Source organism: Mycobacterium sp. E2699 (assembly GCF_001666745.1).
Classification (GTDB): domain Bacteria; phylum Actinomycetota; class Actinomycetes; order Mycobacteriales; family Mycobacteriaceae; genus Mycobacterium.
In genome coordinates this window covers 69,333-88,904 of record NZ_LZJH01000088.1, presented here as the reverse complement: position 1 = coordinate 88,904, position 19,572 = coordinate 69,333, and the positions used below count along the sequence as shown (strand labels likewise).

General features: G+C 70.1%; 19 protein-coding genes. 7 read left to right on the top strand and 12 right to left on the bottom strand.

Annotated features, from left to right (window positions below; translation table 11 throughout):
• Positions 1–52: 52 nt before the first annotated feature.
• A complete protein-coding gene (locus A5696_RS15140; protein WP_197516990.1) occupies positions 53–898 on the top strand; it encodes an aldo/keto reductase in 846 nt (281 codons plus the stop codon).
• A gap of 11 nt (positions 899–909) precedes the next feature.
• On the opposite strand, the gene A5696_RS15135 is transcribed toward A5696_RS15140, so the two are convergent.
• The 3 genes from A5696_RS15135 to A5696_RS15125 are packed head-to-tail and all read right to left on the bottom strand — an operon-like array spanning position 910 to position 5,521.
• The gene (locus A5696_RS15135; RefSeq protein WP_067880240.1) at positions 910–1,620 is read right to left on the bottom strand and encodes an HNH endonuclease family protein; all 711 of its coding nucleotides are present in this window, start codon (positions 1,618–1,620) and stop codon (positions 910–912) included.
• Positions 1,617–3,836 (bottom strand): ATP-dependent DNA helicase RecG, encoded by a 2,220-nt coding sequence (recG, locus tag A5696_RS15130; RefSeq protein WP_067880237.1) that lies wholly within the window; start codon positions 3,834–3,836, stop codon positions 1,617–1,619. Before recG ends, A5696_RS15135 begins: the two co-directional genes overlap by 4 nt.
• 2 nt (positions 3,837–3,838) lie before the next feature.
• Positions 3,839–5,521: a DAK2 domain-containing protein gene (locus tag A5696_RS15125; protein WP_067880586.1), complete on the bottom strand. Its 1,683-nt coding sequence runs from the start codon at positions 5,519–5,521 to the stop codon at positions 3,839–3,841.
• Positions 5,522–5,791: 270 nt separating this feature from the next.
• Between A5696_RS15125 and rpmB the strand changes: the two genes are divergently transcribed.
• On the top strand, positions 5,792–5,986 hold the full coding sequence (gene rpmB / locus A5696_RS15120; protein WP_067880234.1) for a 50S ribosomal protein L28: 195 nt from the start codon (positions 5,792–5,794) through the stop codon (positions 5,984–5,986).
• Positions 5,987–5,993: 7 nt separating this feature from the next.
• On the opposite strand, the gene A5696_RS15115 is transcribed toward rpmB, so the two are convergent.
• Genes A5696_RS15115 through A5696_RS15100 form a run of 4 tightly spaced genes read right to left on the bottom strand, consistent with a single transcriptional unit; the run spans position 5,994 to position 8,902 of the window.
• On the bottom strand, positions 5,994–6,923 hold the full coding sequence (locus A5696_RS15115; protein WP_067880583.1) for an NADP-dependent oxidoreductase: 930 nt from the start codon (positions 6,921–6,923) through the stop codon (positions 5,994–5,996).
• A gap of 5 nt (positions 6,924–6,928) precedes the next feature.
• A complete protein-coding gene (locus A5696_RS15110) occupies positions 6,929–7,612 on the bottom strand; it encodes a uracil-DNA glycosylase (protein ID WP_067880231.1) in 684 nt (227 codons plus the stop codon).
• Complete coding sequence (locus tag A5696_RS15105) at positions 7,609–7,899, bottom strand: DUF1330 domain-containing protein (RefSeq protein WP_067880580.1); 291 nt, start codon at positions 7,897–7,899, stop codon at positions 7,609–7,611. The genes A5696_RS15110 and A5696_RS15105 overlap by 4 nt, the downstream gene beginning before the upstream one ends.
• A gap of 19 nt (positions 7,900–7,918) precedes the next feature.
• Positions 7,919–8,902, bottom strand: a complete 984-nt coding sequence (locus A5696_RS15100; RefSeq protein ID WP_067880228.1) for a thiamine-phosphate kinase — start codon at positions 8,900–8,902, stop codon at positions 7,919–7,921.
• A gap of 93 nt (positions 8,903–8,995) precedes the next feature.
• Here A5696_RS15100 and A5696_RS15095 point away from each other — a divergent pair, with 93 nt between their 5' ends.
• Complete coding sequence (locus A5696_RS15095) at positions 8,996–9,568, top strand: DUF3515 domain-containing protein (protein ID WP_067880225.1); 573 nt, start codon at positions 8,996–8,998, stop codon at positions 9,566–9,568.
• Here the strand turns inward: A5696_RS15095 and A5696_RS15090 are convergent.
• Positions 9,565–10,674 (bottom strand): D-alanine--D-alanine ligase family protein, encoded by a 1,110-nt coding sequence (locus A5696_RS15090; RefSeq protein WP_067880222.1) that lies wholly within the window; start codon positions 10,672–10,674, stop codon positions 9,565–9,567. The genes A5696_RS15095 and A5696_RS15090 overlap by 4 nt on opposite strands.
• Before the next feature lie 65 nt (positions 10,675–10,739).
• Entirely contained in the window at positions 10,740–11,759 is a 1,020-nt protein-coding gene (locus tag A5696_RS15085) for an NAD(P)H-dependent glycerol-3-phosphate dehydrogenase (RefSeq protein WP_067880219.1), read from the bottom strand.
• Between the two features lie 105 nt (positions 11,760–11,864).
• On the opposite strand from A5696_RS15085, the gene cofC reads away from it, so the two are divergent.
• From cofC to A5696_RS15070, 3 genes are all read left to right on the top strand, one after another.
• Positions 11,865–12,527, top strand: coding sequence for a 2-phospho-L-lactate guanylyltransferase (gene cofC, locus A5696_RS15080; protein WP_067880216.1), 663 nt, complete (start codon positions 11,865–11,867; stop codon positions 12,525–12,527).
• 55 nt (positions 12,528–12,582) lie between these two features.
• Positions 12,583–14,811 carry an RNA degradosome polyphosphate kinase gene (locus A5696_RS15075; RefSeq protein WP_067880213.1) on the top strand — a complete coding sequence of 743 codons (2,229 nt, stop codon included), beginning with the start codon at positions 12,583–12,585 and terminating at the stop codon, positions 14,809–14,811.
• 72 nt (positions 14,812–14,883) lie between these two features.
• Complete coding sequence (locus A5696_RS15070; RefSeq protein ID WP_067880210.1) at positions 14,884–15,825, top strand: NUDIX hydrolase; 942 nt, start codon at positions 14,884–14,886, stop codon at positions 15,823–15,825.
• Positions 15,826–15,887: 62 nt separating this feature from the next.
• Here the strand turns inward: A5696_RS15070 and A5696_RS15065 are convergent, their stop codons facing one another.
• The 3 genes from A5696_RS15065 to leuC form a co-directional block, all read right to left on the bottom strand.
• A complete protein-coding gene (locus A5696_RS15065; protein WP_067880207.1) occupies positions 15,888–16,535 on the bottom strand; it encodes an HU family DNA-binding protein in 648 nt (215 codons plus the stop codon).
• A gap of 211 nt (positions 16,536–16,746) precedes the next feature.
• A complete protein-coding gene (gene leuD, locus A5696_RS15060; protein WP_067880204.1) occupies positions 16,747–17,343 on the bottom strand; it encodes a 3-isopropylmalate dehydratase small subunit in 597 nt (198 codons plus the stop codon).
• Between the two features lie 20 nt (positions 17,344–17,363).
• Positions 17,364–18,797, bottom strand: coding sequence for a 3-isopropylmalate dehydratase large subunit (leuC, locus tag A5696_RS15055; protein WP_067880201.1), 1,434 nt, complete (start codon positions 18,795–18,797; stop codon positions 17,364–17,366).
• A gap of 63 nt (positions 18,798–18,860) precedes the next feature.
• On the opposite strand from leuC, the gene A5696_RS15050 reads away from it, so the two are divergent.
• A complete protein-coding gene (locus A5696_RS15050) occupies positions 18,861–19,562 on the top strand; it encodes an IclR family transcriptional regulator (protein ID WP_067880199.1) in 702 nt (233 codons plus the stop codon).
• The last annotated feature ends 10 nt before the right edge of the window (positions 19,563–19,572 follow it).

Genomic DNA, 19,572 nt, shown 5'->3' with positions numbered 1-19,572 from the left:
GCCTGACTGGGTCGGATCTACGAACCTTCAATTCACAGGTAGGTGAATGACATTGACTGGCGAGTCGGGCACCGCCATACCCTCGATAGCTCTCAACGACGAAAACACCATGCCGGTGCTCGGCCTGGGCGTCGCCGACCTGTCGGAGGACGAGACCGAGCGCGCGGTCTCGGCCGCGCTGGAGATCGGGTGCCGGCTCATCGACACCGCCGCCGCCTATGGCAACGAGGCCGCGGTGGGCCGCGCGATCGCGGCTTCCGGCATCCCGCGCGCCGAGCTGTTCGTCACCACCAAGCTGGCCACCGCCGACCAGGGGTTCAACGGCGCCCAGCAGGCCTGCACCGCCAGCCTGGAGCGACTCGGCCTCGAGTACGTCGACCTCTACCTCATTCACTGGCCCGCGCCGTCCGTGGGCAAGTACGTCGACTCGTTCGGGGGTCTGATCCAGTGCCGGGGCAACGGCCAGTCCCGCTCGATCGGGGTGTCCAACTTCACCGAGGATCACCTCTCGACGGTCATCGACCTGACGTTCGTCACCCCGGCGGTCAACCAGATCGAGCTGCACCCGCTGCTCAACCAGGACGAACTGCGCAAAGCGAATGCGCAGCACAACGTGGTGACGCAGTCCTACACGCCGCTGGTTCTGGGCAAGCTGATGGACAACCCGACGGTGACCTCCATCGCCGGCGAATACGGCAAGACGCCGGCGCAGGTTCTGCTCCGGTGGAATGTGCAACTGGGCAACTCGGTGATTTTCCGCTCGAGTAAACCCGAGCGCATCGCCGGCAACCTGGACATCTTCGACTTCGAATTGGCCGCCGAACACATGGACCTGATCAACGGCCTCAACGACGGCACCCGGCTGCGCCCGGACCCCGACACCTACGACGGTCCGTAACCCGTCGCGGCCTACCCCGCCGGGCAGGTGGCCGCGGCCTGGCGCAGCACACCCGCGGAGGCCTGGTCCACCGGCAGCTGGTAGCCGCGCAGCACGGCGATGAACTGCATGGCGTACTGGCACGCGAACGCGGTGTTCGGCGGCATCCACTGCGCCGGCGGGGAGTCGCCCTTGTCCTGGTTGGCCTGCCCCTCCACGGCCAGCAGGTTCGCCGGGTCGTTGGCGAAACGCAGCCGTTCGGGGAACGGCCAGCCGTAGGCCCCCATGTCCCAGGCGTAGGCCAACGGGACGATGTGGTCGATCTGCACCGCCTCGCCGACCTTGGCCCCGCGCTGGAACGCGATCGTGGTGTTGGTGTACGGGTCGTGCAGGGTGCCGGTGGCGACCGCGTTCGGGCAGCGCTTGGTCGACACGTACGTCTTGTCGACGAGGTCGCGGTTGAGGATGTCGTCGCGGGTGTCGCACCCGTTGTGCCCGAGGGGCGCGTCGTTGTCGTCATCCCAGGCGTCGCCGAACGCGGGGCGGCGGTAGTCGTAGCGGTGGGCGCGCTCCGGCAGCACCGCGACGCCGCCGAGCACGTCGGTGCCGGGTTGCACCGTGGGCACGTCGGCGCGGGCGGCCACTTCGGCGCGCTTGGCCGACTCCGATCCCAGCGTCTGGTAGGCGACCAGCACCGCGAGCAATGCGATCGCCGACAACCACAGCAGCAGTTTGCGATTCATGCTTTGTCCAGATAGTCGATCCGGTCGGTGTCGGTGAATCGCCTCGCCAGCAGGGCCAATTCGGGGTTCGAGGGGTCCCGCTCGTATGCCTGGACGGCGAATTCGCGGGCTGCTTGGATGTAGGTTTCGTGATCGGCCAGCGACAGCAGCCGCAGGGTGACCGCTCTGCCGGATTGGTTGCGGCCCAGCACATCTCCCTCGCGACGCTCCTTGAGGTCCAGGTCGGCGAGGGCGAACCCGTCCATCGTCTCGGCGACCGCGCGCAGCCGCCGGCCGGCCGGCGAGTCCGGGGGGACCCAGCTGGCCAGCAGGCACAGGCTCGGATGCTCGCCGCGGCCGATGCGCCCGCGCAGCTGATGCAGCTGGCTGATCCCGAACCGGTCGGCGTCCATCACCAGCATGACCGTGGCATTGGGGACGTCGACTCCCACCTCGATGACCGTGGTGCACACCAGCACATCGACCTCACCCGAGCGAAACGCCGCCATCGCGGCGTCCTTCTCGTCGGCCGACAACCGACCGTGCATCAGCGCCAGCCGCAGGTCCGCCAGCTCCCCGGAGCGCAATCGGTCGAAAAGCCCCACCGCGGTCGCCGAGGGCCGGCGGACCTCATCGCTTTTGTCCGCGTCGTCGGTCTCGTCGATCCGGGGTGCGACCACGTAGGCCTGGCGGCCCGCGGAGACCTCCTCGATGATGCGGTGCCAGGCCCGATCGAGCCAGGTGGGTTTGTCGCCGACGAAGATGACGTTGGTGGCGATCGGCTGGCGTCCGCGCGGAAGTTCGCGCAGCGTCGAGGTCTCCAGGTCGCCGTACACGGTGAGCGCGACGGTGCGCGGTATCGGCGTGGCGGTCATCACCAGCAGGTGCGGCGTGATGCCGGCGCGAGCCTTGGCGCGCAATTGATCTCGCTGTTCGACGCCGAAACGGTGCTGCTCGTCGACCACGACCATGCCGAGGTTGTGGAAGTCCACCGCGTCCTGCAGCAGCGCGTGGGTGCCGACGACGATGCCGACCTGCCCGCCGGCAACCTCATCGCGGACGTGCTTCTTGTGCGCGGCCGTCATGGAGCCGGTCAGCAGCGCCACCCGGGTCGCGTTGTCCGCCCCGCCCAGCTGGCCCGCCATCGCCAACTCGCCGAGGACGTCGTTGATCGACCGAAGATGCTGCGCCGCAAGAACTTCCGTTGGAGCGAGCAACGCGCACTGGTAGCCCGCGTCGACCATCTGCAGCATCGCCAGCACCGCGACGATCGTCTTGCCGGAGCCCACCTCACCCTGCAGCAGGCGGTTCATCGGGCGGGTCGCCGCCAGACCGTCCGACAGCACCTCGAGCACCTCGCGCTGCCCCGCCGTCAGCTCGAAGGGCAACCGCCGCAACAACTCCGCCGCCAGGCCGTCGTCCCGCCGCGGCGCCGGGGGCCCGGATTCGGACAGCTCGCCGTGCCGGCGGGCGACCAGCGCCCACTGCAGGCCGACGGCCTCGTCGAACGTCAATCGGTCACGCGCCCGTTGCCGTTCGCGCTCGTCTTCGGAAAGGTGAATCGCGCGCAGCGCCTCGTCCTCGGGGATCAGGCCGAGCCGCTCACGCAGCCCCGTGGGCAGCGGATCGGGCACCGGGTCGAGGACGTCGAGCACTTGCCGGACAGCGCCGAAGATGTCCCAGCTCTGCAGTTTCGAGCTGGCCGGATAAATCGCGTAGAAACGACCCTCGAGAACTTCCATCACTTCTTCGCCGCTGGCGGCGTGCGATGCGTTCGCGATGGTTTTCAGCGATTTGGTGCCGCGGTTGCGCCCGTCCGGTGAGTCGAGGACGAGGAAGGCCGGGTGCGTCAGCTGCATCGCACCCCGGAAGAACCCGACTTCACCGGAGAGCATCACGCGCGTGTCCTTGGTGAGGTCCCTGCTGATGTAATCCGCGTTGAAGAACGTCGCGGTCACCTTGCCGCGCCCCGACCCGACGGTGATGCGCAGGCACTTCCTCTTGGGCGTCTTCTTCATCGGGAAGGAGTGCGCATCGGTGATGGTGTCGACGATCGTGATGTGCTGACCCTCTTCCGGCCGCTCGTTTTCGGCGCCCCGCACGGCGGCGCCCTCGGTGTAGGCGCGCGGGTAGTGGCGGAGCAGGTCGTCGACGGTGCGAATGCCGAACACCTCGTCGAGGAGGGGCACGATCTTGCCGCCCACCACGTAATCCAGCCGGTCGGACAGCGACGCCACGGCTACTCGACCCCGATCAGCAGCACGTCGCCCCGGTGGCCGGTGCGGTAGGTCATCAGCTCGGTGCCCGGGTGGTGGTCGTGCACGTGGTCCTGCAGGATGTCGCCCAGGGCGGTGGCTCCCATGCCCGAATCCTCGATGCCGGCGCCGATCAGCACCGTCACCAGGTCGCCACCGGAGGCCAGCAGCAGATCGAGCAGGCCGATCGCCGCCCCGGCCGCATCGGCGGCCACGATGAGCACCTCGTCACCCGCGATGCCGAGCCCGTCGCCCGGCTGGCAGCGACCGGCCCAGGTCAGCGCGCTGTCGGTCGCGATGCGCACCGAACCGTGCCGCGAGGCGCCGGCGGCGCGGGCCATCGTGAAGCCGTCGTCGACCGCCTGCCTCTCCGCGTCGTGCACGGCCAGCGCGGCCAGCCCCTGCACCATCGACCCGGTCGGGATCGGCACCACGTCGATCCCCCACCCGATGGCCGCGGTGCACCCGGCCACCAGTTCCTCGGCGGCGACGTAGCCGTTGGGCAGCACCATCACCTGGGCGGCGCCGGTGTCGACCACGGCCCGCACCAGCTGGTGGGCGCTGACGTCGGCCCCCGGTTCGGGCCGCAGCACGCTGGCGCCCTCGGCGGAGAACAATTCGGCGGCGCCGTCGCCGTCGACGACGGCCAGCACGGCCCGTTCGCGCGTCCAGCCGCCCGCCGGCAGCCCGGTGGCGCCGGAGCCGAGCGCCGAGATGACGATCCGGCTGAGCCGCCCGAGCGCCAGGCCCGCCTCGACGGCGGCGCCGGCGTCGTCGGTGTGCACGTGCACGGAGTAGCTGTCGAGCGGGGCGGATTCCCGCCCGGCCGCCTGCGCCAGGGCGACCGATTCGCCGAGCTCGTCGAGCCGATTGCGCAGCCGGTGCGCGGCCGCGGCGTCGCAGCCGTCCAGCCGGTACATCACCTCGAACTGCGGGCCGAGGTGCCGCGCGGGGGCGGTGGGTTCGGGTTCGCGCGGCGACGGCTCGTAGACCGTGCGGGGCGGGGCCTGCCCGCCGATGGTCGAACGCAGCGCGTCCAGCAGGACCAGCAGGCCGCGCCCGCCGGCGTCCACCGCGCCCGCGTCGGCCAGGACGTCGAGCTGCTCGGGCGTTTTCTCCAGCGCGATCACCGCCGCGTCGCCCGCGGCCGTGACCGCCGCGGCCAGCCCCTGGTCGGCGCATTCCTCGACGGCGCAGGCGGCCGCCCGCAGCACCGAGACGATGGTGCCCGGCACCTCGTCGCCGCCCATCGACGCGATGACCAGCTCGACGCCGCGCTGCAGCGCGGCCCCGAGGGTGGCCGCGTCCAGGTGGCGCAGCTCGCCGCCGGCGTCGGCCGCCGCGGCGGCGGTGACGTCCGCGATTCCCCGCAGGATCTGCGACAGGATCACCCCGGAATTGCCGCGGGCGCCGTTCAGCGCGCCGGCGGACAGGGCCGCCGCCGCCCGGGCCACGCACGCGGCACCGCCTTCCGTGCCGGCGCCCGCATTGGCCTCCGCCAACGCGGAACGCATGGTGAACAGCATGTTGGCGCCCGTATCGGAATCGGCGACCGGGAACACGTTCAGCCGGTTGATCTCGTCGATGTGGGTGATCAAGTCGCTGACGGCGGTGTGGGCCCAGTGCCGCAGGGTCGCTGCGTCCAGCAGAGCTTCCGACGTGCCCAAGCGACCCACCTCCCATTGGAGCCTCCCGGCGCCTGCCAGCGCCGGCCCCCGGTGGGCGCCAGCGTAGCCCGGCGACGACACGCGCGGCGGCGAGCCGCGTCGGCGCATTGAGCCTAGCCAGGATGGGCGACACTCCCGGCGCTACGTCGCCGGAGGCGTGTTGATCGTTTTGGCGGTTGCCCATGTCAGTCGGTATCCTGGGCTGGCCCGAGTCATTCCGGGCTGTCCTGGCCACCTGCCGGACCCACGAACCTCTGAGGAGTTTGAACCATGGCCGCTGTGTGCGATATCTGCGGGAAAGGCCCCGGCTTCGGCAAGTCGGTGTCGCACTCCCACCGCCGCACCAGCCGCCGGTGGGACCCCAACGTCCAGACCGTGCACGTCGTGACCCGTCCCGGCGGCAACAAGCAGCGGCTGAACGTCTGCACGTCCTGCATCAAGGCCGGCAAGGTCGGCCGGGGCTAGTCCGGCGCTAGTTCCGCACGACGAGGACGGTCTTGCCCGGGCGCCGGCCCGGTCGCCGACCGCTTTCGAACGCTTCCCTGCCCGCCTCGAGCGGAAACGTCGCCGCGATCTCCACGCGCAGCCGCCCGGTGTCGACGAGCGCGGCCAGCTCGGCGAGCTGATCCCGATTCGGCCGGACGATGAAAAACGTGGCCGTGACGCCGCTCGCGTCGGCCCGTCCCGGCGGCGGTGGGGCCGACAGGGTGATCAGCCGTCCGCCGCGGCGCAGCACCCCGAACGATCGGTCGAGCGTCGCGCCGCCGACGGTGTCGATCACGGCGTCATACGGGCCGCTGTCCTCGAACGCCTCGGTGCGCACGTCGATCACGCGCCGCGCGCCGAGGTCGCCGACGAGCTCGCGCGCGGCACTGCGCACGGTCGCGGTGACCCGCGCGCCGAGCGCGGCGGCCAGCTGCACCGTCAGGGCGCCGACCCCGCCGGCCCCGCCGTGGACCAGGACCGCCTCGCCGGGTTGCACCCCGGCGTGCTCGACCAGCGCCTGCACCGCGGTAAGCCCGGCCAGCGGCAGCGCGGCGGCCACGACGTGGGACACGGTCGACGGCCTGGCGGCCAGGTCGGCGGCCGGCACGGCGACGAATTCGGCCGCGGCGCCGTCGCGGTCGAAGTCGATCAGCCCGTAGACCTCGTCGCCCGGCTCGAAACCCGTTACGCCCGGCCCGATTTCGGTGATCACCCCGGACACCTCGTGGGACGGGACCACTGGCGTCCGGTCGGCGCCGTCGCGGGTCCAGGTCTCCTCCCACGTCAACTCGTCGAACGTGATGGCCGCGGCGTGTACCGCGACCAGGACCTCGCCGGCCGCGGGGACCGGGACGGGCGCCTGCTCGACGACCAGCACCTCCGGGCCACCGCGGTGGTGGGCGCGCAGGGCCGTCATCCCGGTCACGGCAGCCGCCAATCGACGGGATCGGCGCCGAGCCCGGCGAGCAGCTCGTTGGCGCGGCTGAACGGGCGCGACCCGAAGAAGCCGCGAGACGCCGACAGCGGCGACGGGTGCGGCGACTCGATCGCCACGCAATTGCTTTCGGCCAGAATCGGTTTCAGTGTCGAGGCGTCGCGGCCCCAGAGGACGGCCACCAGGGGCAGCGATCGCGCCGCCAGCGCGCGAATCGCGCACTCCGTCACCACCTCCCAACCCTTGCCCCGGTGCGACGCCGGGTTGTTGGGTCGCACCGTGAGGACCCTGTTCAGCAGCATGACCCCGCGCTGCGCCCAGGGCGTCAGGTCGCCGCACGACGGCTGGGGATGACCGAGGTCTGCGGAATACTCCTCGAAGATGTTGGCCAGGCTGCGGGGCAGCGGGCGCACGTCGGCCGCCACCGAGAAGCTCAGGCCCACGGCGTGCCCCGGCGTCGGGTAGGGATCCTGCCCGACGATCAACACCTTGACGTCGTCGAAGGGATAGGTGAAGGCGCGCAACACGTTTGGCCCGGCCGGCAGGTACCCGCGGCCGGCCGCGATCTCGGCCCGCAGAAACTGCCCCATCAGGGCGACCTGGTCGGTAACCGGTTCGAGCGCCGCCGCCCAGCCGGACTCGACGAGCTCGCTCAACGGGCGCGCGGTCATAGGAGGCCTTGCACGAGCAGCACCACCGTGTCGGCGCCCGCGCGACGGTCCTTCGCGATTTCCTCGTATTCGGGCGACTGCACGAACTCCCGAAATGCCGCCTCGTCGGGAAAGGACATCAGCACCACCTTTTCGCGGTCCGACCGCCCCTCGACCACCCGGGGCGCCTCGTCAGCGGCCAGCAGCGTTCCCGCGTAACGGCTGAAGACTTCCATGAACCTCGCCTGATACCGGTCGTAGGCTGCCCGGTCGGTGAACTTCAGCTGTGCGATGGCGTAGACGGTCACGTTGATATTTAACGTCACCCTAGTACGACTGCCACCCCGCGTAGCCGCTCCACTCCGCGCCGTCGACGAGCACGCCGGCCGGCCCGTCGAGCACGCGGCCGATGACGCGCCAGCCGGGCGGCGCGGCGGACGCGAAACACGCTGCCAGGGCGTGATCCTCACCGCCGCCCAGCACCCACGCCAGCGGGTCGGCGCCGACCGCGTCCGCGGCCGCCGCCACCGCGTCCCGGTCCGCGGCCAGCGCCGCGGTGGACACGTCGATGGCCACCCCCGACGCCTCGGCGACGTGCCGCAGGTCGGCGACCAGCCCGTCGGAGACGTCGATCATGGCCTGCGCCCCCGCGGCCGCGGCCGCCGCGCCCTGTCCGTACGGCGGCCGCGGCACCAGGTGACGGCGCCGCAGTTCCTCGAATCCCTCGGTATGCCCACCAATGCCCTTGTCCCACAACGCATATCCGGCGGCGGAGCGGCCCAGATCACCGGTCACCCCGATCACCGAGCCGGCCTTCGCCCCCGACCGCAACACCGGCGTACGACCGTCGAGCTCGCCCAGCACCGTCACCGACAACACCCACAGCGGGCAGCTGACCAGGTCGCCGCCGGCGATCCCGGCGCACAGTCGCCCCGCCTCGTCCCACATCCCGTCGACCAAGGCGTCCACCTGGTCCGCCGGCGTGTCACCGGGCGCGGCGAAGCCGGCCACGAAGGCGGTGGGCCGCCCGCCCATCGCCTCGATGTCGGCGGCGTTCTGGGCGATCGCCTTGCGGCCGACGTCGTGGGGTGTCGACCAGTCCAGCCGAAAGTGCCGGTCCTGCACCAGCACATCGGTCGAGACCAGGGTGCGGCCGTCGCCCGCGGACACCAGCGCCGCGTCGTCCCCGGGCCCCACCAGCACCGCGGCGGGTTGCCGGCGGCCCCGCACCAACCGGTCGATGACGGCGAACTCGCCGAGCCGTTGCAGCGTGGGGGGTCGGCCCGGCGTCCCGGGATCGTCGTCGCGCACGCCACCTCCTCCGGCCCCTCGCGGCCGGTAAGTTGGATTCCTGCCCGCGCGAGCGGACCGCGCCAGTCTACGAGATCAGGAGGTGCGCGGGCGGTGGAGACCGATCCCGATGCCGTCGCAGCCGCCGACGACGGACCGCCGCGCGCGGTGCTGATCGCCGCGGTGCTGCTGGCGGTCGTGGCGATCGGCGTGATCCTGGCCGTCGCGGCAACGCGCCAGGCGCCCACGTCACCGGTGGCCGTCGCAGCGGCCCCGGCGCCGCACGCGAACGACGGCGCGTGCCGGTCACTGGCCGGCGCGCTGCCGCAGCGGCTGGGTGACTATCAACGCGCCCAGCTGGCGCAGCCGGCCCCCGACGGCGCCGCGGCGTGGCGGACGCAGGCGGGCGGCGAGCCGGTGGTACTGCGCTGCGGACTCGACCGCCCGGCCGAGTTCGTGGTGGGATCGCCGATCCAGGTGGTCGACCGGGTGCAGTGGTTCGAGGTCTCGGCCGGTCAGCAATCCGCGGGCGACGCCGGCAGGTCCACCTGGTACGCGGTCGACCGGCCGGTGTACGTGGCGCTCACGCTGCCCCCGGGCTCGGGGCCGACGCCCATCCAGCAGCTCTCCGACGTGATCGACCGCGCCATGGCGGCCGTGCCCATCAACCCAGCGCCCGCCGGCTAACGGAGCCCCACGCCGCGGGCCAACGCCGTCTGCACCATGGTCGCCAGCAGGGTCGGATAGTCGACACCGCTGGCCGCCCACATCCTGGGATACATCGAGATCGTGGTGAACCCCGGCATCGTGTTGATCTCGTTGATGATCGGGCCGTCCTCGGTCAAGAAGAAGTCGACCCTGGCCAGTCCCTGGCAGTCGATGGCTTTGAAGGCCCGGATTGCCAACTGGCGCACCGCATCCGCGACGTCGTCGTCGACCTTCGCGGGCACGTCCAATTCGGCGGCGTCGTCGAGGTATTTCGTCGCGAAGTCGTAGAAGGAGTCCTCGCGCCCCCGCACCCCGGCCACCCGGATCTCGCCCACCGTGCTGGCTTCGACTGTGCCGTCGGGCATCTCGAGCACCCCGCACTCCAGCTCGCGACCGTTGATCGCCGCCTCGACGATCACCTTCGGATCGTGCCGGCGAGCATCGGCCACCGCGGCGGCCAGCTCGTCCCAGCTCGAGACCCGGCTGACGCCGATCGAGGAGCCGCCCCGCGCGGGTTTGACGAACACCGGCAGGCCGAGCCGCTCACGCTCCGCGAGATCCAGTGCCGACCGCGACGGGCGCAGCACCGCGTGCGGGCCGACCGGAAGTCCCTCGGCGACAAGGAGTTTCTTGGTGAACTCCTTGTCCATGCCGGCGGCGCTGGCCAGCACGCCGGCGCCGACGTAGGGCACACCGGCGAGTTCGAGCAGCCCCTGGATGGTGCCGTCCTCCCCGTAGGGGCCGTGCAGCACCGGGAACACCACGTCGACGGACGCCAGGACCTCGCTCGCACCGGTCTGCAGCGACACCAGCTGGCCGCCGCGCCGCGGATCGGCCGGCAGGGCCAGCTCGGTGCCCGATTCGGCGGTCACCTCCGGCAGCCGCCGGTCGGTGATCGCCAGCGCGTCCGGATCGCCGTCGGTGAGCACCCAGGAACCCTCCGGCGTGATGCCGACCGCGACCACCTCGAAACGCTGCGGGTCGAGATTGCGCAGAATGCTGCCCGCCGACACGCAGGAGATGGCGTGCTCGTTGCTGCGGCCGCCGAACACGACGGCGACGCGCACGCGGTCGCTGGCACTCACAACCTTCAGAGGCTACCGGTTGAGGGCGCCCGGGGGCGGGTGGCGGGCCGCGACCTGCGGTTTGGTCATTCGGGCTTGGTGCTGCGGCCCAGCAGCAGCGCCATCGCCTCGTCGACCGACAGGCCCTTGTGGCACACCCGGTGCACGGCGTCGGTGAGCGGCATCTCGACGTCGTAACTGGACGCCAGCGCCAGCACCGCCTCGCACGACGTCACCCCCTCGACGACGTGCCCGTGGCCTGCCTCCGTGGCGGACTCCACGGTCCCGCCGCGGCCCAGGGCCTCGCCGAAGGAGCGGTTGCGCGACCGCGGCGACGTGCACGTGGCCACCAGGTCACCGACGCCGGCCAGCCCGGCCAGCGTCGCGCCCTTGGCGCCGAGGGCGATTCCCAGGCGGATGATCTCCGCCAGGCCCCGCGTGATGATCGCGGCCGCGGTGTTTTCGCCGAGCCCGACGCCGGCCGCCATCCCGCACGCCAGCGCGATGACGTTCTTGCACGCCCCGCCGATCTCGGTGCCTACCACGTCGCTGTTGGTATACGGGCGGAAGTACCCGCTGTTCAGCATCCGCTGCACGGCGACCGCGCGGCCGGAGTCGCTGCACGCGACGACCGTGGCGGTGGGCTGGCATTCGGCGATCTCGCTGGCGAGGTTCGGTCCGGAGATGACCGCGACCTGGGTCGGGTCCACGCCGGTCACCGAAACGATCACCTGGCTCATCCGCATCAGCGTGCCCAGCTCGATGCCCTTGGCCAGGCTGACCAGGGTGGCGCCGTCGGCCACCAGGGGCGCCCACCGCTCGAGGTTGCTCCGCATCGTCTGCGCCGGAACCGCCAGCAGCACTGTCGTCACACCGGCCAGGGCCTCGCCCGCGTCCGTCGTGGCGCGGATGCCCGGCGGCAACAGGGTCCCGGGCAGATAGGCCTGGTTGTACCGGGAGGCGTTGATCTCGTCGGCCACTTCGGATCGCCGCGCCCATAATTTGACTTCGGCTGCCGTTCCCGCGGCGTCGGCAAGCACCTTGGCCAGTGCCGTACCCCAGGCGCCGGCGCCCATCACCGCAACGGCGCGCTCCGAACCGGCCATCGACCACCCCGTCTGTCTGAAAGAAGCCCGTCTGTCTCAAAGAAGAATGTGACGTCACGCTACCGTGGCGCCGGGCCGCCGCGGCGGCGCTGGCAGGATGGCGGGATGAGCGGCACACGGGCCGATGGCGCGGGCAACGGCGCCGGTGACGTGGCGTTGATCATCGCCGTCAAGCGGTTGGCCGCCGCCAAGACCAGGCTGGCGCCGGTGTTCTCGGCGCGGACCCGGGAGAAGGTGGTGCTGGCCATGTTGATCGACACACTGACCGCCGCCTCCGCCGTGGCCGCGCTGGGCTCGATCACCGTCATCACGCCCGACGAGGCCGCGGCCGCCGCCGCCGCCGACCTGGGCGCCGGTGTGCTGGACGATCCGACTCCCGAAAACAACAGCGACCCGTTGAACACCGCGATCGCCACCGCCGAACGGGCGGTGGCCGGGGCCTTCACCAATGTCGTTGTGCTGCAAGGAGATTTGCCGGCGTTGCAGAGCCAGGAGCTCGCCGAGGCGATCGCCGCCGCGCGCCACCACCGGCGCAGCTTCGTCGCCGACCGGTTGGCGACGGGAACGGCCGCACTGTGCGCGTTCGGGGCCGCGCTCGATCCGCAGTTCGGCCCGGATTCCTGCGCGCGGCACCGGCGTTCGGGCGCGATAGAGCTGACCGGCGCGTGGCCGGGTCTGCGCTGCGACGTCGACACGCCCGCCGACTTGGCGGCCGCCCGTCGCCTCGGGGTCGGGTCCGCGACGGCCCGGGCCGTCGCGCAGCACTGACGACGACCCCGCAACAGCAAACCTGTACAGCCGGTGAACTGCGCGACAACGGCGAATGGATGTCCCCCGGGCGCTAGCAGCACCAGCGGGAATGAGCAATGATCGCAGGGTGACCGAAATCGAAGCCGAGGCGCGCCTCGAAGAACCCGTATGGCAGCCCGACGGCCCGGCTGTCGGCGCACCGCCCGCCGCAACCCCGGCGGCGATCGACGACGCGCTACCGGAGGACCGCTATCTCAACCGGGAACTGAGCTGGCTGGACTTCAACGCGCGCGTGCTCGCGCTGGCGGACGACAACTCGCTGCCGCTGCTCGAGCGCGCGAAGTTCTTGGCGATCTTCGCGTCGAACCTCGACGAGTTCTACATGGTCCGGGTCGCCGGCCTCAAGCGCCGCGACGAGATGGGACTTTCCGTGCGCTCGGCCGACGGTCTGACGCCGCGCGAGCAACTGGCCCTCATCGGCGAGCAGACGCAGCGGATCGCGACCCGGCACGCGCGCGTGTTCCTCGATTCGGTCGAACCGGCCCTCGCCGCGGAGGGCATCCACATCGTCACGTGGGCCGATCTGGATTCCGATGAGCGCGACCAACTGTCGACGTATTTCAACGAGCAGGTCTTCCCGGTCCTCACGCCGCTGGCCGTCGACCCCGCCCACCCCTTCCCGTTCGTCAGCGGGCTGAGCCTGAACCTGGCGGTCATGGTGCGCCAGCCCGAGGACGGCGGCCAGCACTTCGCCCGGGTCAAGGTGCCCAACAACGTCGATCGCTTCGTCGAACTCGAAACCCGCGGCGACACCGACGGAGCCGACGGGCCCGCCGTCGTCCGCTTCCTGCCGATGGAGGAGCTGATCGCCGCCTTCCTCCCGGTGCTGTTCCCGGGCATGGAGATCGTGCAGCATCACGCGTTCCGCATCACCCGCAACGCGGATTACGAGGTCGAAGAGGACCGTGACGAAGACCTGCTGCAGGCGCTGGAGCGAGAGTTGGCGCGCCGCCGGTTCGGTTCGCCGGTTCGGCTCGAGATCGCCGACGACATGACCGAGAGCATGCTGGAACTGCTGCTGCGCGAACTCGACGTGAATCCCGGTGACGTCATCGAAGTGCCCGGATTACTCGACCTTTCGTCGTTGTGGCAGGTCTACGGATTGGACCGGCCGGCGCTCAAAGACCCGGCCTTCGTCCCGGCCACCAGCCCCGCCTTCGCCGACCGCGAAACACCGCGGAGCATCTTCGCCACGCTGCGCGAAGGCGATGTGCTGCTTCATCATCCGTATGAGTCGTTCTCCACCAGCGTGCAGCGATTCATCGAGCAGGCCGCCGCCGACCCCAATGTCCTTGCGATCAAGCAGACGCTGTATCGCACCTCCGGCGACTCGCCGATCGTTCGCGCTCTCATCGCCGCCGCCGAGGCCGGAAAGCAGGTGGTGGCGATGGTGGAGATCAAGGCCCGCTTCGACGAGCAGGCCAACATCCGTTGGGCGCGCACACTTGAGCAGGCGGGCGTGCACGTGGTGTACGGGTACGTCGGGCTGAAGACGCATTGCAAGACCTGCCTTGTGGTGCGCCGCGAAGGCTCGACGATCCGGCGGTACTGCCACATCGGGACCGGCAATTACAACGGCAAGACGGCGCGGCTGTACGAGGACGTCGGTCTGCTCACGGCTTCCCCGGAGATCGGCGCCGATCTGACCGACCTGTTCAATTCGCTCACCGGCTACTCGCGGAAGGTGTCCTACCGCAACCTGTTGGTGGCGCCGCACAGCATCCGCACCGGCATCATCGAGCGCGTCGAGCGCGAGATCGCCGCGCACGGCGAAAGCGGCGGGGGCAGGATCCGGATGAAGATGAACGCTCTGGTCGACGAGCAGGTGATCGACGCGCTGTATCGCGCGTCGCGCGCCGGCGTGCGCGTCGAGATCGTGGTGCGCGGCATCTGCGCGCTGCGCCCTGGCACGGAGGGCTTTTCGGAGAACATCTCGGTCCGTTCGATACTCGGCAGGTTCCTGGAGCACTCGCGGATCATGCATTTCGCCCGCATCAACGAGTTCTGGATCGGCAGCGCGGACATGATGCACCGCAACCTCGACCGGCGCGTCGAGGCGCTGGTTCAAGTGAAGGACCCGAGGCTCACGGCCTACCTGGACGACCTGTTCGAATCCGCCTTGAACCCGTCCACCCGGTGCTGGGAGCTGGGCACCGACGGGCAGTGGACCGCGTCGCCGCAGGATGGTCACACGGTGCGCGACCATCAGGAGTCGCTGATGGAGCTGCACCGGAGCGCCTGAGGCCATGTGGTAGCTTTCCTGGTCGCGCCCATGGCCGGCGCGCCGTCGCCGAATTGACCTGCAGGAGTTGAGTTGCCAGCCCAGACCTCGTCCGGCAGTCGGCGCTCGGGCAGTCGGGTCGTGCACGCCGCGGGCGCGGTGCTGTGGCGACCGACGGATTCGAGCAACCCCGGCCTCGAGGTCGCCGTCATCCATCGCCCCCGTTACGACGACTGGTCGCTGCCCAAGGGCAAAGTCGATCCCGGCGAGACGGAGCCCGTGGCGGCGGTGCGGGAGATATTCGAGGAGACGGGCCACGGCGCCGTGCTCGGCAGGCGGCTGGACATGGTGAGCTACCCGATCGAGCAGGGCGTCAAGAAGGTTCACTACTGGGCGGCGCGCAGCACCGGCGGCGAGTTCACCCCGGGCAGCGAGGTCGACGAACTGGTGTGGCTGCCCGTCGCCGAAGCCAAGGACAGGCTCAGCTACCCGCACGACCGAAAGATGTTGCGCCACTTCGCGAAACATCCCGCCGACACGCAAACGGTACTCGTGGTCCGTCATGGCACGGCCGGCAGGAAGTCACGCTTTTCCGGCGACGACACCAAGCGACCGCTGGACAAGAGGGGACGCGCGCAGGCCGAGGCTCTGGTTCCCCAACTGCTCGCCTTCGGCGCCTCCGACGTGTATGCGGCGGACCGGCTGCGCTGCCATCAGACGGTGGAACCGCTCGCACAGGAGCTCGGTGTCACCGTGCACAACGAGCCGGCGCTCACCGAGGAGGCCTACGCCAAGAACCCCAAGCGCGCCCGCCAGCGGATGCTGGGCATCGCCGAGGAGGGCGGCACCCCGGTGATCTGCACGCAGGGCAAGGTGATTCCGGACCTGATCGACTGGTGGTGCGAACGCGACGGCGTGCGAGCGGATAAATCCCGCAACCACAAGGGCAGCACGTGGGTGCTGTCGTTATCAGGCGGCCGGCTGGTGTCGGCGGACCACATCGGCGGCGCGTTGGCCGCCAACGTGCGGGCCTGACACGCGGATACCCTCCGGGTGGCAGCGCTGCCATCCCGAAGGGTATCCGCGTATGCGAATTCCTAGCGGCGGCCGCGCCGCGCCGGAGCCTTCTTGGCAGGAGCCTTGCTGGCCGGCCTCTTTGATGCCGCCTTCTTGGCCGGGGCCTTGGTCGCGGCCTTCTTGGCCGGAGCCTTCTTGGCGACGGCCTTCGTTGCGGCCTTCTTGGCCGGGGCCTTGGTCACTGCCTTCTTGGCCGGGGCCTTGGTCACTGCCTTCTTGGCCGGAGCCTTCTTGGCGGCGACCTTCTTGGCCGGAGCCTTCTTGGCCGCGGCCTTCTTGGCCGGAGCCTTGCTCGCGGCCTTCTTGGCCGGAGCCTTCTTCGCCGCCTTCTTGGCCGCGGCGCCGGCCACAACACCACGCTTCACTGCTGGTCCTTCCGCCGGGAGGCGCTGTGCGCCAGAGACAACCGCTTTGAATTGAGCACCGGGCCGGAACGCGGGGACCGATGTCGGCTTTACCTTTACCGTCTCGCCGGTACGCGGATTGCGGGCCACCCGCGCCGCACGCCGCCGCTGTTCGAACACACCGAAGCCGGTAATGGTGACGCTGTCGCCCTTGTGCACCGCGCGCACAATGGTGTCGACGACATTCTCGACGGCCTCGGTCGCCTGCCGCCGATCCGTCTTCAATTTCCGTGTGAGCTCATCTATGAGCTCTGCCTTGTTCATCCATACCCTCCGAAGCCAGTGGTCCTCGTTTGAACCGACTAGCGAACACGGTAAACCCTCACCCAGCAAATTTCCAAGAGCCACGCGCAATTTCGCCGAGCTAACAACGAAAATTTTCGCAATCCGGTTGCCGCCCTTGACCGGTGGCCGGGCCGCGAAATCGGCCGGTTTACTTAGCCGGCCGAGAAGAAAAGCCGTCCCGATCGACCTTTCAAGACGCGGTCGAAGTGCGCGGTTTGTACTCCGGCCGCGCGGCCTCGAACGCCTCGATGTCGTCGAGTTTCCGCAGCGTAAGGGCTATATCGTCGAGGCCCTCGAGCAGTCGGTAGGCCGTGTAGTCGTCAATCGTGAACGGCAGCACCGTTGTTCCTGCGGTGATATTTCGATCTTGAAGATTGGCAGTGATTTCCAAGCCCGGACTCTGCTCGATGAGCTTCCAAAGCAGTTCCACGCCGTCGGCGGAAACTTCGGCGGCCAGCAGGCCGGCCTTGCCGGCGTTGCCCCGGAAAATGTCACCGAATCGAGACGAGATGACCACCCGGAACCCGTAGTCCATCAGCGCCCACACCGCGTGCTCGCGCGACGAACCGGTGCCGAAATCGGGCCCGGCGACCAGAACCGAGCCGCGGTCAAAGGGGCTGAGATTGAGCACGAATGAGGGATCCGAGCGCCACGTGGCGAACAGGCCGTCCTCGAAACCGGTTCGGGTAACGCGCTTCAAAAACGCGGCGGGAATGATCTGGTCGGTGTCGACATTGGACCGCCGCAGCGGCACGCCGATGCCCGTGTGGGTGCGAAAGGCTTCCATATTTCGTCCTCGATTCGAAGTCAGTTGGAGTTCAGGTCGGCCGGTGCGGACAGCCTGCCCCGCACCGCGGTTGCGGCCGCGACGGCCGGCGACACCAGATGGGTGCGGCCGCCTTTGCCCTGCCGCCCTTCGAAGTTGCGGTTGGACGTCGCGGCGCACCGCTCCCCCGGCGAAAGCTGATCGGGGTTCATGCCCAGGCACATCGAGCATCCGGCCTGACGCCATTCGGCGCCCGCGGCGGTGAAGATCTCGCCCAGCCCCTCCGCCTCGGCCTGAGCGCGCACCCGCATCGAGCCGGGCACGACCAGCATCCGCACCCCGTCGGCGACCTTGCGCCCGCGCAAGACGTCGGCCACCGCGCGCAGATCTTCGATACGACCATTGGTACAAGAGCCGACGAACACGGCGTCGACGCCGATGTCGCGCATCGGCGTGCCCGGTCGAAGGTCCATGTACGCCAAGGCTTTCTCCGCGGCCTGGCGCTCGGCGTCGTCGGCCATCAGTTCGGGATCCGGCACGGCCGCGTCCAGCGGCACGCCCTGGCCGGGATTCGTCCCCCACGTGACGAACGGGCTCAGCGAGGCCGCGTCCAGATAGACCTCGGTGTCGAATACGGCGCCGGGATCGGTGCGCAGCTGCTCCCAGTACTCGACGGCGGCATCCCACCCCGCGCCGGCGGGCGCGTGCGGGCGTCCACGCAGAAAGTCGTACGTGGTCTCGTCCGGCGCCACCATGCCCGCCCGGGCGCCGGCCTCGATGCTCATGTTGCAGACCGTCATCCGGCCTTCCATCGACAGCGATTCGATGGCGCTGCCGCGGTATTCGATGACGTGGCCCTGCCCGCCGCCGGTGCCGATCTTCGCGATCAGCGCAAGGATGATGTCCTTGGCTGTCACGCCGGGGGGCAGCGGGCCGTCGACGTTGACCGCCATCGTCTTGAAGGGCCGCAGCGGCAAGGTCTGGGTGGCCAGCACGTGCTCGACCTCCGAGGTGCCAATCCCCATGGCCAGCGCGCCAAATGCGCCGTGCGTCGACGTGTGACTGTCGCCACAGACGATCGTCATGCCCGGTTGGGTGAGACCCAGTTGCGGACCGACCACATGCACGATGCCCTGCTCGATGTCGCCCATCGGGTAGAGCGGCACGCCGAATTCCGCGCAGTTGTGGCGCAACGCCTCGACCTGCGTGCGCGACACCGGGTCGGCGATCGGCTTGTCGATGTCGACGGTGGGCACGTTGTGGTCCTCGGTGGCCAGCGTCAGGTCCGGGCGTCGCACCCGCCGGCCGGCCAGGCGAAGACCGTCGAAGGCCTGCGGGCTGGTCACCTCGTGCACCAGATGCAGATCGATGTAGATCAGGTCTGGAGCGTCCCCCTGTTCGGTGTCGTCCCCCCTCACCACAACGTGGTCGTCCCAGACCTTTTCGGCCAGGGTGCGCGGATTGTCGGATCCCATCTCGAATTGCCCCTCTTCGGTCTCTCGCTGACATCTCACAATATGAGACGCTAATATCTCCTTATGAGACAGCATAGCGGGATCGGCGTCCTCGACAAAGCGGTGGTCGTGCTGCACACGATCGCGGAATCCCCCTGCGGGCTGGCCGAACTGTGCGAGCGAACGGGGTTGCCCAGGGCCACCGCCTACCGGCTCGCCGCCGCCCTGGAAGTCCATCGGCTGCTGGCGCGCGACGACGCGGGGCGGTGGCGGCTGGGTCCGGCGGTCGCCGAGCTGGCCGCCCGGGTCAGCGACCCGCTGCTGGCAGCGAGCGCGGCGGTGCTGCCCGCGTTGCGCGAGACCACCGGCGAGAGCGTCCAGCTGTATCGCCGCGAGGGCACCTCGCGGGTCTGCGTGGCCGCCCTGGAACCGGCTGCGGGTCTTCGCGATACGGTTCCGGTCGGGGCGCGGCTACCGATGACGGCCGGCTCCGGGGCCAAAGTGCTCCTGGCCTACGCCGACGCCGCCACCCAGAAGGCGGTCCTGCCCGCGGCCAAATTCAACGACCGTGCGTTGGCCGACGTGCGCCGGCGCGGTTGGGCGCAGAGCGTGGCCGAGCGCGAGCCCGGCGTGGCCAGCGTGTCGGCGCCGGTTCGCGACAACCGCGGCGCCGTCGTCGCGGCCATCTCGGTGTCCGGGCCCATAGACCGGATCGGCCGGCGCCCGGGAGTGCGCTGGGCCGCCGATCTGCTGGCCGCCGCGGAAGCGCTCGCCCACCGGCTCTAGTTGCGCGGCG

What these genes read in the sequence shown, in the direction of transcription:
- cofC (WP_067880216.1), top strand. Translation starts at nt 11,865, where the DNA reads ATGAGCGGCACACGGGCCGATGGCGCGGGCAACGGCGCCGGTGACGTG.
- A5696_RS15110 (WP_067880231.1), bottom strand. Translation starts at nt 7,612, where the DNA reads ATGACCGCGCGCCCGTTGAGCGAGCTCGTCGAGTCCGGCTGGGCGGCG.
- A5696_RS15075 (WP_067880213.1), top strand. Translation starts at nt 12,583, where the DNA reads ATGGATGTCCCCCGGGCGCTAGCAGCACCAGCGGGAATGAGCAATGAT.
- leuC (WP_067880201.1), bottom strand. Translation starts at nt 18,797, where the DNA reads ATGGGATCCGACAATCCGCGCACCCTGGCCGAAAAGGTCTGGGACGAC.
- A5696_RS15050 (WP_067880199.1), top strand. Translation starts at nt 18,861, where the DNA reads ATGAGACAGCATAGCGGGATCGGCGTCCTCGACAAAGCGGTGGTCGTG.
- rpmB (WP_067880234.1), top strand. Translation starts at nt 5,792, where the DNA reads ATGGCCGCTGTGTGCGATATCTGCGGGAAAGGCCCCGGCTTCGGCAAG.
- A5696_RS15115 (WP_067880583.1), bottom strand. Translation starts at nt 6,923, where the DNA reads ATGACGGCCCTGCGCGCCCACCACCGCGGTGGCCCGGAGGTGCTGGTC.
- A5696_RS15065 (WP_067880207.1), bottom strand. Translation starts at nt 16,535, where the DNA reads ATGAACAAGGCAGAGCTCATAGATGAGCTCACACGGAAATTGAAGACG.
- leuD (WP_067880204.1), bottom strand. Translation starts at nt 17,343, where the DNA reads ATGGAAGCCTTTCGCACCCACACGGGCATCGGCGTGCCGCTGCGGCGG.
- A5696_RS15135 (WP_067880240.1), bottom strand. Translation starts at nt 1,620, where the DNA reads ATGAATCGCAAACTGCTGCTGTGGTTGTCGGCGATCGCATTGCTCGCG.
- A5696_RS15085 (WP_067880219.1), bottom strand. Translation starts at nt 11,759, where the DNA reads ATGGCCGGTTCGGAGCGCGCCGTTGCGGTGATGGGCGCCGGCGCCTGG.